This is a genomic window from Vagococcus vulneris, assembly GCF_003950515.1.
Lineage (GTDB): Bacteria > Bacillota > Bacilli > Lactobacillales > Vagococcaceae > Vagococcus > Vagococcus vulneris.
In genome coordinates this window covers 75,192-91,217 of record NZ_NGJS01000007.1, presented here as the reverse complement: position 1 = coordinate 91,217, position 16,026 = coordinate 75,192, and the positions used below count along the sequence as shown (strand labels likewise).

Below are 16,026 nucleotides of genomic sequence, written 5' to 3'. Positions count from 1 at the left end.
AGAGAACAGCACGATGCCACGATATAAGGCAACTATTCAATATGATGGTACAAATTACGCAGGGTTTCAAATCCAAAAAAATGTAAATACAATTCAAGCTGAAATTGAAAAAACATTGAAACGTTTAACTGGCGGAAAACCAGTTACTATTCATCCCTCTGGCCGAACAGATGCAGGAGTTCATGCGATGGGGCAAGTAATCCATTTCGATTTGCCACAACAGCGTGATGAGGAAAAACTACGTTTTGCTTTAGATACGCAAACACCATCTGATATCAGCTTTAGCAAAGTTGAATCTGTCAATGATGACTTTCATGCAAGGTATTTGAGCAAAGAGAAGACCTATCATTATTATTTAGATATTAGTGCGTCTAGGAGTCCGTTTAAACGCTTGTATTCAGCTCATTATACATTTGATGTTGATATTGACAGGATGCAACAGGCAGCGCAATATATCGTAGGTACGCACGACTTCAGTATGTTTTGTGCAACGGGCAGTTCAGTCGAAGATAAAACACGTACCGTTTATGAAGTAACCATCGAACAAACTTGTCCGACGGATATTGTGTTTATTTTTAGAGGCAATGGTTTTTTATATAAGATGGTCCGCATGCTAGTGGGAACACTGTTAAAGATTGGGCATGGACAATTGCCGATTGATGCGATTGCGCAGGCAATTGATCAGCAAAACAAAGAACTGACAGGACCTACGGCACAGCCGGAGGGGTTGTTTCTGATGAATGTGAGTTATTCGGAGTAAAAAAGTTTAAAAATACTAGTAAAAAAGATTGACATATCGGCTAAATACTTATAATATGGTACATGGTATTGTTTGCCCCACGATAGGCCCCGGAATCTTATTGTGTCTTGTCAAACAACAGAAGAAAATTGGAGGAAATTTACCCATGCGTACAACATATATGGCCAAAGCTGGCGAAGTAGAACGTAAATGGTATGTAGTAGATGCAACAGACATTTCTTTAGGTCGTTTATCTACTGTAGTAGCATCTATCTTACGTGGAAAAAATAAACCAACATTCACACCACATGTCGATACAGGTGATTATGTGATTGTTATCAATGCAGACAAAGTTAAATTAACAGGTAAAAAAGAAACAGACAAAGTTTACTATCGTCATAGCCAACATACAGGTGGTTTGAAATCAGTAACAGCTGGTGAATTACGTGCGAAAAACTCACGTCGTTTAGTTGAAAATTCAATTAAAGGTATGTTACCAAAGAATACTTTAGGACGTAAACAAGGATCTAAATTATTCGTATACGGTGAGGGCGAACACAATCATCAAGCACAACAACCAGAAGTATTAGACATTACAAACCTAATTTAAGGAGGAAAACTCATTGGCTAAAGTACAATATTTAGGCACAGGCCGTCGTAAAACATCTGTAGCACGCGTACGCTTAGTACCAGGTACAGGTAAAATCGTTATTAACAATAAAGAAATCGAAGTATATCTTCCACATGCTGACTTACGTGAAGTCGTTATGCAACCATTAGTAGCAACAGAAACTAAAGGTGCTTATGACGTTTTAGTTAACGTAAACGGTGGTGGTTACGCAGGACAAGCAGGCGCTACTCGTCATGGTATTGCTCGTGCATTACTACAAGTAGATCCAGACTTCCGTCCAGTCTTAAAACGCGCTGGTCTTTTAACACGTGACGCTCGTATGGTTGAACGTAAAAAACCAGGTCTTAAAAAAGCTCGTAAAGCATCACAATTCTCAAAACGTTAATATATTCTATATATCAATATTTCAAGACACTTTCCATTTATTTGGAAGGTGTCTTTTTTCATGACTACATAAACCAATGGTCCATTCAATTCTGTCTTCTCCAACTTTTTAATCTAAAATCAAAGTATTTTAGATTAAATTGATTTTTTTGTTTTTTATACACGAATTTGGTGTTGATAGTCATATATTTAGCTAGATAACTCTTTTTTTATAATTGTTTATTAGAAAACAATTAATTGAGTAGTTTTTTTAGAATATATTTTACTAGTGTTTTTAAAAAATGTTCCTATTTATAAAAATAATTTGCTATAATACAATCATAAATAAATTTTCAAAATAGGAGACTAAAAATGAATAAAAAAGGACTTTTTTTGTTTTCAGTGTTGGTTTTAAGTGCACCTAGTACAGTTTTGGCAGAAGGAATTCAATCATCCGATGCAAAACAAAACAATGAACAGGCAGCGGCTTTAGTTGGTACGAGTCAGACAGAGATGAATTCTAGTACAGAATTGCCCTCATCAGAAGATACAAAGACTGAACAAGACATGGATAAAGAAGATACGGAGAAAAAAACGTTAACTCCGGAAGAAATTGATAAATTAAGAAAAGAAGCTAAGACACCTGAAGAATATCAAAAGGTATTAGAGTATATTAAAGAAACAACTGATTATGCTAGTAGTGTAGATGGAATGCGTCGCAGTAGAGCTAAAGCTAGTTTTTTTAGCAGCGGTCAAAGACAAGGTGCTGCTGAATTTATGGGAACTAGTAAAGATCGTGTCTTAAATGAATTGAAAAGTCACGAATGGGATAATTTTTATTTAGGTACACCATTTAGAGGTTTATGGATTCCTTCAATTCAAAATTTAAGTCCAAATGGTGATCCGAATCAATATGGTCCTGGGTTTAACTGTACAGGATTTGTCGCGAGTGTGTTCCAACGTTCTGGTGGTAATTTAAATGCCATTACTAATGTGGCCAATGCATGGGGCGATGTGGCTAATGCCTATAACTGGCGTGATGCGTTAAGACAAAATACAGAGTATTATGAATTTTCTTCTGTGCAGCAGTTACTTAGCAGCGGTAAGGCTGAAAAAGGTGATGTGTTGTATTTTGAACCGGATTTCAGTAAACCCAACTATGATTGTCATATTGGTTTCTTCTGGGGAAATAAGTCTAGCGACAACATGATGTGGCATTCTTATGACCGTAATATTAAGAGTAATATTAAGTCAGCGACACCTTGGACTAAGATTATGTTGTTCAAGTTGGGCGGCGACAACAAAGATAATACAACAAGTCAAAGAAGCATGAATCAAGTCAGATATGTGAATACAGGTGGCGCTGCTATTTATTCACGTCCTTATCAAACAGGTGATGGAGCTTCTGACTACACATCTGGACTTGTAAACGCTAAAGTAACTGTGACTAAAGAGGTGGTCAACGGACATGGTACGTGGCAACAGTTTAGTTATACAAAAAATGGTCAAAATCGGACTGGTTGGATTCAAAGTAGCGAATTCAAAGATATTTTAAAAACAGAAAGATACTCTGATAAAAAAGTATTAGATAAAAACTTTGCGATTGTTTATGATCAACCATACTATCCAGGTGTTAGAAGTATTGTTGATTTGAAAAACCAGCGCGGTATGCAAGTGTCTATTTCTGAAAAAGGGATAACCGGTTATGGCGAATGGTACAAGGTATTTTATGATGTAAATGGTCGTAGTCAATCGGGCTGGATGAAGTCAACAGATTTTGTTGATACATTACCATCAAAGAAAATTGATAAAGATGTGACAATTAAAGTTCCTTATGGTTTAATTTATAATGAGGCATACTGTGGTGAGTCAACGAAAGTAGTGGGAAATACATCCGGTATGCAAGGTAAAGAAATTAAGGTGACTGAAGAACAACAAACAGGATACGGGTTATGGTATAAGACAATATTTACTCAAAATGGTCAACAAGTATCAGGTTGGATTAAAGCTACGGATACAGATAATTATCGCGGCTATCAAAAAATTGATGAAGATTTCTATGTTAACAAAGATTACGGTTTGATTTATGAATCACCATACACCAGCAATCAAGTACAGTCCATCGGTAATTTAAGTGGCAAACTAAATCAATATTTTCACGCAACAGCTAAGGCAACGACTGACTACGGTGAGTGGTATGAAGTATCTTTTAAAAATGGAGCAAACCAGAATGCAACAGGCTGGGTAAAATCTGTCGACCTTGATAAAAATATGACTATCAAGAAAAATGAATTCAAGGCGTCATTCAATAAAGATTACGGTATCTTTTACGATATGCCGTATGTTAATAACGAAAAGACCAAAGAAGTTGGCCGCCTAAACGGTCGAGTGAATAGTACTATCACTATCACTGAAGAAGCGAAAACTCCGGCAGGTCTATGGTATCACACACGTTTATCTGTGGCTGGTGCTGATAAAGATGTCTGGGTAAGCGCAAATGATGTAGCACGTTTCTATAATTATCAATCATTGGAAACTAAGCGTGTCATTAACAAAAACTACGGGGCAGTCTATGATCGTCCGTATGACGGCAATCAAACACAATCAATAAATAATCTTAACGGTATGGTAAATCGTGCGATTGATATTGATGCTTCCGCTGAAACATCATACGGTACATGGTATCGAGCAGTGATTAATAATAATAATAAACGTACTATCGGCTGGGTTAAATCAGTTGATTTAATTGACGAAAAGACAAATCAAAAGGCACTAAATCAAAAAGCTGAAGTGACACAAGAATACGGCTTGCTTTATAACGAGGCATACATTAGTCCGCGTCATACGAAACAAATTGGACGTACTAAGGTTTTCTATAAGGAAAAAATTACACTTCTTGAACAGGTGACAACAGCCTATGGAACATGGTATCGTTTTGAAGGTAAATTAAGCTCTTCTGACACGAAGCAAGATTTATGGATTAAGTCAGTGGATATAAAACTCATTAAATAAATCCCCTAGTTAAATCATGATCATATATGAAATTAAAATAAAATAGTAAGCGATAGAGAACTCTAAAAGAGTATCTATCGCTTATTTTTATCCCCAAATTTCATCGGCGATACTTTTAATAAACTCAAGTTTTTTCCATTGTTCATCTTCTGTCAAGATATTACCTTCTTCAGTTGAGGCAAACCCGCATTGCGGACTTAGACTAAGTTGTTCTAAAGGGACATATTGACTTGCTTCTTTGATACGAGCAATAATCGCATCGCGGTCTTCCAAATTACCATTTTTACTAGTAACCAAACCTAAAACAACGTGTGTATCTTCAGGTATGTAGCGCAGCGGTTCAAAATTTCCTGAGCGATTGTCGTCAAACTCTAAGAAAAATGCGTTGGCATGTTCTTTGCCGAATAATGTTTCTGCAACTGGCTCGTAGCCTCCAGATGTCGCCCAAGTCGAGTGATAATTACCGCGGCAAATATGCGTTGTAACAGCTAAATCTTCGGGTAAATCACGAATGGTTTGATTATTCAGTTGCAAGTAAAGTTCTTGAAGTTCGCTTGTATCATAATCATCATTAGTCATTGTCTGCCAGAAATCTTTATCAACTAACATTCCCCACGTACAATCATCTAGTTTTATATGACGGCAGCCAAGTTTGTATAAGGTAAGCAGAGTATCGCGGTAGGCCGCTGAAATATCATGATACAGTTTATTGCGATCAGGATAGATTTGATTGACTGTATCCTCATTTGTTCCGCGAACTAATTCTGCAAAGAACTGTGACGGTGCAGGAATACTCTGACGTACAGGGATATCTCCTGCTAAAGCTGCTGCGAATTGGTATTCTTCAAATACAGGATGATGCGGATTAAATTTAATTTTATCGCTGAGTCTAGCTGAATCTGCTCTTGTTTCTTCTCCGTGAAAGAGGTATCCTTGTTCTTTGATGATATGTTCAACACCTAAAAATCCCCAGAAAAAATCCAAGTGCCAATAACTTCGGCGAAATTCACCATCGCTTACGTAACCAAGGCCTAATTTTTTTTGTTTATTAATTAAGTCTGTGATTAAAAGATCCTCTACTTGCTTTAATTCACTTTCACTAATAAGGTTTGCTTCAAAAGCTTTCCGTGCTTCTTTCAATTTTTCGGGTCTTAAGAAACTCCCAACGATTTCATAATGATTAACCAATTGACACATAGTAAATTCCTCCATTTCAAAATTAAAATAAAAAAATCCTTAGGAGAGTTATTCTCCTAAGGATGTAATAAACGGATTACATGGTACCACCTTAATTTGCCGCAATGAAAAGTTGCGACCTCTGTCTGATACGGTATCGTCAAAAAATACGATATCAGCATCTATCTAACGGGGATTTCCGTATACTTCTAAAAGAGACCTTCTCGAAGTATCCACTCAAAAGCCATTTTCAAATTTAAGTCTGTTCACCTCTTTTCAGCTGCCGAGGCTCTCTAAAAGAACGTCAATTAAATTCTACTTTCTTTTTCTTAGTGTTTTATCATTTATTTTTAATAATCCTAACATGACATAATAGGTGTGTCAATAATAAAAAATAAATTATCAAGCATACACTCCATTTAAAAATAAGTGAATACTTTTAGGCAACGTACCTTCATCTTCTTGGCCTAAGTAAGCAGTCATAAGAATGAACAGTTGGCCAACGGTAAAGTCGATATTGATTGACTCCGATAATCGGGATTGTTCTTTTTTGAATAAGTTGATAAAAGGTGTTTTATAAGATGTGGAAAATAGCTGGTAGAGTTTTTGTGACATATCTTCTGATAGGTTGTACTTAATATCATGCATCATTAAAAAAAAGTTAATCGGGTGCTCATGTGTCAGATAATTAATCATTAGTAAAAGTGTATCTTCTAAATCCATCGTCGACTCATGCTCAATCTTTTTTAATTTTTGTTCAACATCAAGAGAGAGTCGGAGCATGACATGATAATAAATATCTTCCTTATGTTTAAAGTGATAATAAATGGTCGGCTGTGACACACCTAATAAGTCAGTTATTTGTCTGGTAGATGTGGCTAAATATCCTTGAGTCATAAAAAGTTTTTCTGCTGTGTCTAAAATATCATCATACATTTTTTTACCATCTTTCTTATTAAGCAGGGTTTTTAATTGATTGAATTAAAATTAATTTTTTGCGAGAACTGACGACTTGTCTGGTATTAAAAACATCGTAGTGCTTTGTACGTATCTTATTAAGCAGTTCTCTGTAAACTAAAATAGCACTTATTAATGGTTTATACGCGTCTCTATCAATAAAAGGCATCATTTCCAAAGAATCGTCATAAAGTTTTTCTGCTGTAGCAGCAAGAGACTCCCATAGTTGGATAAATTGAGGAGAAATTTTTTTGTCTTCTAAATCATGGACAGTCACATGGCAGGCCTGCATGTCCTCTTGCGGTAAATAGATTCTGTGGTTCTGCAAATCTTCACCGATATCACGCAAAATATTTGTCAGCTGCATTGCTTCGCCTAATTTTTTTGCCGGATTGCTGATTGTTTCAGGTGTGCTTGAAATAATAGGTAGAAGCATGAGTCCGACACTGCCAGCAACATAGTATGCGTAGTCTAAAAGATCTTGTTTTGTTTTGGGTTGTTTAAATAGCAAGTCCATTTTCTGTCCAAACAACATATCAAAAAAGGGTTGAATCGGTATTGGGAAAGTTTCAAAAACTACATTTAAGGCCCTCCATAAGGGGGTATTAAGAATCTGCCCTTGGCTAAAAAGTACTAATTGTTCATGTAACTCTGCTAGTTTTTTACTGCTTTTTTCATCATCTACGATATCATCAGCTAAGCGGCAGAATGCATAGATGGCATAGACGCTTTGGGCCTTTTCTTTAGGTAATTGAGCGAAAGCTGCATAGAAAGATTTTGATTCTCTTTTTATTATTTTTTCACAGTAATCAAAGTCGTCTTTATTTTTATCGAAGCGATTAGGTGATTCAAATATCATCTTTTAACAACTCCTCTACAGCTAATTTGGCACTTTGCATCACAATCGGTACTCCAGCACCGGGATGGGTACTGCTGCCGCAAAAATATAAGCGATCAGCATAGTTAAACTTATTGTGGGGTCGATAGTAATTACTCTGTGCTAATGTCGGCTTAAGGCCGAAAGTCGCTCCATTATATGCGTTAAAACGTTCTTTAAATTTATCAGGTGTAAAACAAGTTTCCATAACAATATGCTGATCGATATCTTTAAAAACAGAACGTTCTTTAATCAGTTCGATAATATGTTGACGGAATTTTGTTACGGTATCTTCTGACCAGTCCGAATATTTCGATAACTCAGGAACTGGTACTAGAACGTATAGACCTTCTTGTCCTTCAGGTGCTAAAGAGGAATCCATCAGACATGGCCGATAAAGGTAAAAAGAGGGATCATCCGGTAGCACACCATCTTCAAAAAGATCGGTAATATTTTTTTTGAAATCATCAGCAAAAAAAATACTATGCAAGGTTGTATCTGGATATTTTTTATCAAGCCCCAGGTAAAGTAAGAAACAAGAACAGGAATAGTCCATGGACTCAATTTTTTTATTGGTATATTTACCGCGTTTTTTTTCATCCGGAATTAAATAGCGCATAGCATGAGGAAAATCAGCGCCGCAAACAACAGCATCAGCAGTAATTAATTGTGTATCAGTTTTAATACCGACAGCCTGTTTGTTTTCAATGACTATTTCAGCCACAGGCGTTCCATAATACTTATGGCCGCCTAATTCACCAAACAGTTGATCTAATCCTTTAGCTAAAGAGTACATACCGCCCTTAATAAAGTAGATTCCGTAAAACATTTCGATCATTGGAATGATGGTATATAAAGAGGGCCCTTGGTAGGGGGAGATACCAATATACAGTGTTTGAAATGCAAGTGATTTACGCAAACGTTCATCCTTTACAAATTTTGCGATTGATGAGTACGCATCACTAAATGTTTTTAGTCGAAGTCCTGCAGATAAGGATTTTAAATTATAAAAATCACGTGGTGAACGAAAAGAACGTGTAATGAAATATTTTTTTGCGATAAGGTATCGACGATAAATATCAGCTAAAAAATCAAAATACCCTTGTGCATCTTCTTCGGAAACAGCTTCTAATGTTTTAGTCAGTTCAACTAAATCGCTGGAAAACAGCAAGGCATCTTCTTTACGAAAGTCTAGTTCTAATAGTGGTTCAACCTTAGTCATTGGAATGTAATCATCAGGATTGCGACCGCAACTCTCAAACACTTCACGGTAAATTTCAGGCATCATGACAATGGTCGGACCGACATCAAAAGTAAAGCCGTTCTGTTGAATTTGATTCATTTTTCCACCTGGACTGTTTTCTTTTTCATATAGGTGAACATCATATCCCTGGTTTTGCAGTCTTACAGCAGCTGCTAATCCAGCGACACCTGCACCGACAACAATGATTTTTTTCATATCTTTTTCCTCTTTTCATCAGAACTACTTATCAGTTGATAAGTGAACTGTAACATAGCTTTATTTTTTATTCAATTAATAATATTATGTGCTTTAATAAGTTTTTATATTAATTAAAAATATCTTTAAATTATAAAGTGTTTATTATTTAAAGGGGTAATATTAATTATAATAATTAAAAAAACCTTAAAAACAGTATTTCATCACACTGTTTTTAAGGCTTTATATAATATCAGGTTGAGTTAAAAATCTATTCTACAAAGTGCTCTTCACCTAAGGCATGTTGTGCAGCTAAATTCAATAAGCTCCATTGGCGGTCAAATCCTGGTTGGAAGAAGAAATCAGCTTCAGCTAAATCTTCTAAGGTCAGTTTGTGTTGGATGGCTAAAGCTAATACATTTCCTTGAGCTGTAATATCATAATCTGATAGAACTGCTCCACCTAAGATTTGATGTGTTATTGGGTTAAAGAATAGTTGGACGCTTACTTTGGTGTTTCCTTGTTCATTTGGAACATATTTAGGGCGAAGAGAATCTTCGTAAAAACTATTCGAAACTGTTATACCAGCTCTTTCGGCAGTAAAACTATTTAAGCCGCTAGCTGCAAAGTGATAGTCAAAAACGCTTAAAGCTGAAGACCCAACGACTCCGGCAAATGGTTGAGAAGGAGTTTGTTCAAATAAATGTTTGACAACATACCGTGCTTCACGACGAGCAACAGTAGCTAAAGCAATTGGTACTTTTGTTTGTGCGGGAATTGAGTAAGCTAAAGTGGCATCTCCAATTGCGTAGACATCAGGTAAGTTTGTTTGTAGGTATTCATTAGTTTGAATCCAACCACGACTGTCTAAATCAACTGTTCCCTTTAACCAATCGGTATTGGCTTGAACCCCAGCAGCCTGGATGACTAGGTCGGTCGCAACAGATTCATTAAGTGTTTTTACAGCTGTAACCGCATTGTTTTCTCCAGTAAATTCTTTGATAGTGGCATTTGTCATTACACTAATATTATTTGCTTTTAAGTGATCCGATAAGATATCTGTTAATTCTGAATCTAAATAAGTACCTAACGGACGGTCAATGACATCAATGATGGTCACGTTTTTTCCGGCATTTTTGCAGACTTCAGCGGCTTCAATTCCGATATAGCCAGCTCCTATAACAGTTACATTTTTAACGGAATCATCAGTTAATTTGCTTTTTATTTTGGTTGCCCAATCGTAACCACGCATTAAAAATACGTTGTCTAAGTCAGCCCCAGGAACAGGTAGCGATTTAGGTGTTACCCCAGAGCTAAGAATAAGTTTATCATAAGAAAATTTTTGAGTTTTATTGTTATTTTTATCAGTTACAGTCACGGTTTTTTTATCAGCATTAATTGCAGTAACTGTATGATTATTTAAAATAGCAACATTATCTTGTGGAAAATTTTCTGGACGGAAGTTACGGACATCAGTTACATCGGTTACTTTATCTTCTAGATATAGCTCCATTCCACAGGACATAAATGAGATGAAGTCACCCGATTCAAAAAGTTTAATGTCTACATTATTTCCATAACGTGTTAGAAGTTCTAAAATAGATTGATGACCTCCGTGAGAAGCACCTACGATGATGATTTTTGCTTTTTCCATAAATAAACCACTCCTTAATTAATTATAATTATTCTAATCTGTAATAATTTTATCTACTATTTTGATAAAAAGCAAAGAATATGCGTTATATTACTGAAAAGAAATTTCTTTAGATAGGAATTTTTGCGTCTGCCCTGATTTCCTAGTATAATAACTATGATTTTAATGAGAATGGCCTTGTGGAAAGATGTTTAATTGAATGGAGAATAAATGAATGACAACAAATTTTTGGGCAGATTTACCTAAACCATTTTTCGTATTGGCACCAATGGAAGATGTTACGGATGTCGTGTTTCGACATGTTATTAAAGAGGCGGGTGCGCCAGATGTATTTTTTACAGAGTTTACTAACTCAGATAGTTACTGTCATCCGGAGGGCAAAGACAGTGTTAGAGGGCGGTTGGTTTTTACTGAAGATGAACAGCCGATGGTGGCGCATATTTGGGGTGACAATCCTGATTATTTCCGCCAAATGAGTCTAGGTGTAGCTGAAATGGGCTTCAAAGGAATTGATATAAATATGGGGTGTCCAGTACCTAATGTCGCAAATCGTGGTAAGGGTAGCGGTCTGATTCTGCGTCCGGAAACCGCTACTGAACTGATTGCTGATGCGAAAGCCGGCGGTCTGCCAGTCAGTGTAAAAACACGTATCGGCTTTTATGAAACATCCGAACTAGAAGCTTGGCTGACACACTTGCTGGAACAAGATATCGCCAATCTATCTGTCCACTTGCGTACGCGTGAAGAGATGAGTAAAGTTGATGCCCACTGGGACTTGACTCCTCAAGTTGTCGCTATTAGAAATCGGGTCGCACCGCAAACGACGATTACAATTAATGGTGACATTACGGATCGACAGATGGGATTAGAATTAGCAGATAAATATGGTGTAGATGGAATTATGATTGGGCGAGGTATTTTTAAAAATCCTTATGCTTTTGAGAAAGAAGCACGTGAGCATAGTTCGGGTGAATTACTGAACCTTTTACGACTACAGCTGGATCTGCAAGATCATTATGCTGAATTAGTCCCACGATCGATTGTCGGTTTGCATCGCTTCTTTAAGATTTACGTTAAGGGGTTTCCTGGAGCCAGTGATTTACGTGTGAAATTGATGAACACAAAATCAACAGCTGAAGTGCGCACCTTGCTAGATGAGTTCGGTAGATAATATTTTTATGACTCGTTATTTAATTATTGATTTTTTTAGTGCAGTTTTTTAGGAACAGTCTGCAGTACAACTGAAAAAAGTACTATCAGCACATCAGCAAAACAAAATACAAAATCGTCCAGCATAACCTCGATAGCTTCATCTTTCTCAGAAGCAGCTAAAAGAGATATACAATCAAATTCTTATGAAACAAAGTGTGGTGCGACAAATGCTGTCACATATCCGGAATTCTTATTTGATTACCTGGCTGACTGGGGGTTGCAACTGAAGAAATCAGCCATACAGGTGAAAAAGTTATTTTAAAAAATAAAAACGGCATTGAATTGATTTATGCGCAAATGATAGATAAATCAGGTGAAAAAAATTAATCCGCCGCAAAAAGTTACTATTGAGGAGGCAGCTGATTATCAGTTTGAACCTGGTCGTGTTCAAAGAACTGATCATTTTAGTTTAGGAAAATTTATTGTTGCTAAAATAATAATTGGCGAATCTGATAAAGTACAGAGAAGGAATAATCGAGAGCTGGTTTTCAAATAGTCATAATTAAGCAGTCTATAAAGAATATGTTGTGTATTAAGGCAGATTTATCTGCTTTTTTATTTGGTGTAGCTTTTTTTAGTTAAAGTGTGTTATAGTTCTAATAATTTATTTTAAATTAAAACACATTGGTAGAGAAACTTCATGAATGGAGGACGACCATGCTGACAATAAGAGAGGCGACACAACAAGATGCAGCAGCTTTAGTAGCTATTTATGCCCCTTATGTATTAAAAACGGGAATCACTTTTGAGTACGAGGTCCCCAGCCTCGAGATGTTTGAGCAGCGCATTGCAGCGGTTCAAGAGAAATATCCTTATTTAGTGGCTGAAACAACAGACCATAAAATTATAGGCTATGCCTACGCATCCACATATAACGGTCGTGCGGCGTATGATTGGACGGCAGAAGTTAGTGTATATATAGCTGAATCGGCTCGCGGACTAGGTGCTGGAAAGCAGTTGTATCAAGCATTAGAGTCATGTTTGATTCAGCAGAATATTATTAATAGTCTGGCTTGTATTACTGAGGGGAACGATCAGAGTATTCGTTTTCACGAACGATTAGGCTATCAGTTTATCGGTGAATTTAAGCGAGTGGGCTACAAATTTAATCAATGGTATGACATCGTCTGGATGCAAAAAGTTTTGATAGAGATAGATACTCCCAAACCAGTTGAAACTTTTCCTAAAATAACGATATAAAAAAAACAGCAAACGAATCAAGTTTGCTGTTTTTGGTAACTAAAAAAATTGATGGAAATAGTTATAAACATTTTCGGCCTTTTCTTTATCGGCAGAAATAATAATAATGGTATCGTCGCCGGCTAAACTAGCGATAATTTCTGAAAAGGTCTGTTTCAAGGTATCAATTAAAATAGCAATTGCTTGACCATTTCCCGGTAGGACAGTGAGGATGTTTAAAAATTCGACACGGTTTAAAGATACCCCTGCTTCTGACAATGCGCTGATTAATTTTTCTTCTACATTTAGTTTTTTATTGCTGATGACAGCATCTGTTAAGACACGGTATGTTGAACTGCCATTACTATTGTGGCTTTTAATAATATTTAATTCCTTGATATCACGTGAAATGGTCGGTTGTGTTGCATCTACACCATTTTCTTTGAGTAATTCAAGTAAATCACTTTGATTTTCAACATCATGTTCTGAGATGATTTTTTTAAGTATCTGTTGACGCATTTTTTTGTTCATCGCGTTATCTCCTGTCTAGTTAAAAATAGGCCATCAAAGGTTGGCTGTATTTGATTTTCAGGATCTGAATACCCTGTATAATTAAGTATCGTTCGTCTTCAATTACTAATCATATCAGAATTTAATAGTAAACTCTATACTAGACGTGTTATCTCATAATTTTTAACTAGTAATTAGTAGGTGTCTTTGTTATAATGTAGTGAAAATAGAGGAGTACTGGCTAGAAAAAAGTGTTTAGCGAACTTGGGACAGTGTGAGCCGAGTCACTGATGGTTGGGAATACGCGCTATTTGAATCAAAATTTAATAATAAATAAAAGCGGCTGAGTATCTCAGCAATAAGAGTGGTACCGCGGATGGATGGATATTCGCCTCTTGATTGAATCGTCAGGTTTAGTCGAGGGGCTTTTTTTAGTTAGCTAAACGATAGATAAATAAAGGAGAATACACGTGAATTACAAAAAACAAATTACGGCAGATTTAACAACTGTGTTAAAAGACACTTTAACCTCAGAAGAGATCGATCATTTTATTGAAGTCCCTAAAACAAGCGAACATGGGGATTACTCATTTCCGGTTTTTTCATTAGCAAAAATTTACCGCAAAGCACCTAACATGATTGCGGAAGACTTAGCAAAAGAAGTATCCGCTGATCATTACGAACAAGTTGTACCTATGGGAGGCTACATCAATTTCTTCTTGAAAAAAGAAGCTGTCAGCAATCATGTGCTGCATACTATTATAACGGAAAAAGCAAATTATGGTAAGGCAGACTATGGTAAAGGCGGAGAAATACCGATTGACTTATCGTCACCGAATATTGCTAAACCTATGTCAATGGGTCATTTGCGTTCTACAGTAATTGGTAATTCATTAGCTGAGATTGTTGGGAAAATTGGCTTTAAACCGATTAAAATTAATCATTTAGGTGATTGGGGTACACAATTTGGTAAATTAATTGTTGCTTATAAAAAATGGGGCGATGAAGAAAAAATACGAGAAACACCGATTGCTGAATTATTAAAACTGTACGTCCGCTTTCACGAAGAAGCAGAAGAACATCCTGAATTAGAGGAAGAAGGACGCCGTTGGTTTAAAAAACTGGAAGAGGGCGATCCTGAAGCTGTTGAATTATGGAAATGGTTCAGTGAGGAATCATTAAAAGAATTCCAAGGTGTCTATGATATGTTGGGAATTACCTTTGATTCATACAATGGGGAATCTTTCTATAATGATAAAATGGATGCTATTGTTGAGATGTTGAATGAAAAAGGTTTACTTGTGTCTGACCAAGGTGCGGATATTGTATCCTTAGAAAAATATGATTTGAATCCCGCTTTAATCAGAAAATCAGATGGAGCAACACTGTATATGACACGTGATCTAGCGGCAGCTGTTTACCGTAATGACACTTATGACTTTGCTGAATCGCTGTACGTTGTTGGTAATGAACAATCGATTCACTTTAAACAATTAAAAGCTGTCTTGAAAGAAATGGGATTTGACTGGGCAGATAATATTCACCATATTCCTTTCGGCTTGATTACGTCAGGCGGTAAAAAATTGTCGACACGTAAAGGAAATGTCATTTTACTGAAAGAGGTTTTAAATGAAGCTGTTGCAGCAACAAAAGCACAAATTATGGAAAAAAATCCTGATTTGGAAAATAAAGACGAGGTAGCACATCAAGTGGGTGTTGGGGCTGTTGTGTTCCATGACTTGAAAAATGACCGCTTGAATTCCTTTGATTTTAATTTAAATGAAATCATTCAATTTGAAGGTGAAACGGGACCTTATGTACAATACACACGCACACGTTGTGAGAGTATTTTACGTAAAGCTGATTGGCAAGAACCCCAAGCAGCAGACGTATTGGCTTTAAATGACGTAGATTCATGGGAAGTGATTAAGCTGTTAGGTAATTTCCCAGACAAAGTTATGGAAGCATATAGAAAATATGAACCATCAGTTATTGCAAAATATTTATTAGATGTGTCACAAAAATTTAATAAATACTATTCAAAACACAAAGTATTAGCTGATGATACACAAAAAGAATCTAGATTAGCATTAGTTTATTCTGTATCAGTGGTTATCAAAGAAGGCTTGCGGTTATTAGGTATTCAATCACCAGATCAAATGTAATAAAAAAGAGGCGTCCTTAGAGGAGGCCTCTTTTTTATGTTAAGTTGATTTAGCAGAAAGAGAAAAAGTTATTACCATTGAAATTATTGATATTTTAAAAGAAGATGTCTTGC

The 16,026-nt window shown here is 36.2% G+C and carries 14 protein-coding genes and 1 other annotated feature; of the genes, 8 read left to right on the top strand and 6 right to left on the bottom strand.

Features of this window, described 5'->3' with window-relative positions; all coding sequences use genetic code 11:
• Window positions 1-13: 13 nt before the first annotated feature.
• The 4 genes from truA to CBF37_RS06170 all read left to right on the top strand — a co-directional run bounded on the left by truA (window position 14) and on the right by CBF37_RS06170 (window position 4,745).
• Window positions 14-760, top strand: coding sequence for a tRNA pseudouridine(38-40) synthase TruA (truA, locus tag CBF37_RS06185; RefSeq protein WP_125983879.1), 747 nt, complete (start codon window positions 14-16; stop codon window positions 758-760).
• 145 nt (window positions 761-905) lie between these two features.
• Window positions 906-1,349, top strand: coding sequence for a 50S ribosomal protein L13 (gene rplM, locus CBF37_RS06180; protein WP_125983878.1), 444 nt, complete (start codon window positions 906-908; stop codon window positions 1,347-1,349).
• A 13-nt stretch (window positions 1,350-1,362) separates the two neighbouring features.
• Window positions 1,363-1,755 carry a 30S ribosomal protein S9 gene (gene rpsI / locus CBF37_RS06175; RefSeq protein ID WP_125983877.1) on the top strand — a complete coding sequence of 131 codons (393 nt, stop codon included), beginning with the start codon at window positions 1,363-1,365 and terminating at the stop codon, window positions 1,753-1,755.
• A gap of 350 nt (window positions 1,756-2,105) precedes the next feature.
• Entirely contained in the window at window positions 2,106-4,745 is a 2,640-nt protein-coding gene (locus CBF37_RS06170) for a GW dipeptide domain-containing protein (protein WP_125983876.1), read from the top strand.
• An 87-nt stretch (window positions 4,746-4,832) separates the two neighbouring features.
• Here the strand turns inward: CBF37_RS06170 and CBF37_RS06165 are convergent, their stop codons facing one another.
• The 5 genes from CBF37_RS06165 to CBF37_RS06145 form a co-directional block, all read right to left on the bottom strand.
• Complete coding sequence (locus CBF37_RS06165; RefSeq protein ID WP_125983875.1) at window positions 4,833-5,942, bottom strand: 5-methyltetrahydropteroyltriglutamate--homocysteine S-methyltransferase; 1,110 nt, start codon at window positions 5,940-5,942, stop codon at window positions 4,833-4,835.
• A gap of 55 nt (window positions 5,943-5,997) precedes the next feature.
• Window positions 5,998-6,261 (bottom strand) — a binding site (T-box leader).
• A 62-nt stretch (window positions 6,262-6,323) separates the two neighbouring features.
• Window positions 6,324-6,857, bottom strand: coding sequence for a TetR/AcrR family transcriptional regulator (locus tag CBF37_RS06160; protein WP_125983874.1), 534 nt, complete (start codon window positions 6,855-6,857; stop codon window positions 6,324-6,326).
• 19 nt (window positions 6,858-6,876) lie between these two features.
• Window positions 6,877-7,737: a phytoene/squalene synthase family protein gene (locus CBF37_RS06155; protein ID WP_125983873.1), complete on the bottom strand. Its 861-nt coding sequence runs from the start codon at window positions 7,735-7,737 to the stop codon at window positions 6,877-6,879.
• Complete coding sequence (locus tag CBF37_RS06150) at window positions 7,727-9,214, bottom strand: phytoene desaturase family protein (protein ID WP_125983872.1); 1,488 nt, start codon at window positions 9,212-9,214, stop codon at window positions 7,727-7,729. Before CBF37_RS06150 ends, CBF37_RS06155 begins: the two co-directional genes overlap by 11 nt.
• Before the next feature lie 250 nt (window positions 9,215-9,464).
• A complete protein-coding gene (locus CBF37_RS06145; protein ID WP_125983871.1) occupies window positions 9,465-10,847 on the bottom strand; it encodes an FAD-dependent oxidoreductase in 1,383 nt (460 codons plus the stop codon).
• Between the two features lie 214 nt (window positions 10,848-11,061).
• Between CBF37_RS06145 and CBF37_RS06140 the strand changes: the two genes are divergently transcribed.
• The 3 genes from CBF37_RS06140 to CBF37_RS06130 all read left to right on the top strand — a co-directional run bounded on the left by CBF37_RS06140 (window position 11,062) and on the right by CBF37_RS06130 (window position 13,259).
• Window positions 11,062-12,018, top strand: coding sequence for a tRNA dihydrouridine synthase (locus CBF37_RS06140; protein ID WP_125983870.1), 957 nt, complete (start codon window positions 11,062-11,064; stop codon window positions 12,016-12,018).
• Window positions 12,019-12,372: 354 nt separating this feature from the next.
• Window positions 12,373-12,555: a hypothetical protein gene (locus CBF37_RS06135; protein ID WP_125983869.1), complete on the top strand. Its 183-nt coding sequence runs from the start codon at window positions 12,373-12,375 to the stop codon at window positions 12,553-12,555.
• Between the two features lie 161 nt (window positions 12,556-12,716).
• Complete coding sequence (locus CBF37_RS06130) at window positions 12,717-13,259, top strand: GNAT family N-acetyltransferase (protein WP_125983868.1); 543 nt, start codon at window positions 12,717-12,719, stop codon at window positions 13,257-13,259.
• Window positions 13,260-13,298: 39 nt separating this feature from the next.
• Here CBF37_RS06130 and CBF37_RS06125 read toward each other — a convergent pair whose 3' ends face one another.
• Window positions 13,299-13,769: an arginine repressor gene (locus CBF37_RS06125; protein ID WP_125983867.1), complete on the bottom strand. Its 471-nt coding sequence runs from the start codon at window positions 13,767-13,769 to the stop codon at window positions 13,299-13,301.
• A 449-nt stretch (window positions 13,770-14,218) separates the two neighbouring features.
• Between CBF37_RS06125 and argS the strand changes: the two genes are divergently transcribed.
• Window positions 14,219-15,913 (top strand): arginine--tRNA ligase, encoded by a 1,695-nt coding sequence (argS, locus tag CBF37_RS06120; protein ID WP_125983866.1) that lies wholly within the window; start codon window positions 14,219-14,221, stop codon window positions 15,911-15,913.
• Window positions 15,914-16,026: the final 113 nt, after the last annotated feature.

Excerpts from the sequence above, each read along its gene's own strand:
- CBF37_RS06150 (WP_125983872.1), bottom strand. The coding sequence starts at position 9,214 with ATGAAAAAAATCATTGTTGTCGGTGCAGGTGTCGCTGGATTAGCAGCT.
- rplM (WP_125983878.1), top strand. The coding sequence starts at position 906 with ATGCGTACAACATATATGGCCAAAGCTGGCGAAGTAGAACGTAAATGG.
- CBF37_RS06155 (WP_125983873.1), bottom strand. The coding sequence starts at position 7,737 with ATGATATTTGAATCACCTAATCGCTTCGATAAAAATAAAGACGACTTT.
- CBF37_RS06170 (WP_125983876.1), top strand. The coding sequence starts at position 2,106 with ATGAATAAAAAAGGACTTTTTTTGTTTTCAGTGTTGGTTTTAAGTGCA.
- CBF37_RS06160 (WP_125983874.1), bottom strand. The coding sequence starts at position 6,857 with ATGTATGATGATATTTTAGACACAGCAGAAAAACTTTTTATGACTCAA.
- CBF37_RS06140 (WP_125983870.1), top strand. The coding sequence starts at position 11,062 with ATGACAACAAATTTTTGGGCAGATTTACCTAAACCATTTTTCGTATTG.
- CBF37_RS06145 (WP_125983871.1), bottom strand. The coding sequence starts at position 10,847 with ATGGAAAAAGCAAAAATCATCATCGTAGGTGCTTCTCACGGAGGTCAT.
- truA (WP_125983879.1), top strand. The coding sequence starts at position 14 with ATGCCACGATATAAGGCAACTATTCAATATGATGGTACAAATTACGCA.
- CBF37_RS06125 (WP_125983867.1), bottom strand. The coding sequence starts at position 13,769 with ATGAACAAAAAAATGCGTCAACAGATACTTAAAAAAATCATCTCAGAA.
- CBF37_RS06130 (WP_125983868.1), top strand. The coding sequence starts at position 12,717 with ATGCTGACAATAAGAGAGGCGACACAACAAGATGCAGCAGCTTTAGTA.
- CBF37_RS06165 (WP_125983875.1), bottom strand. The coding sequence starts at position 5,942 with ATGTGTCAATTGGTTAATCATTATGAAATCGTTGGGAGTTTCTTAAGA.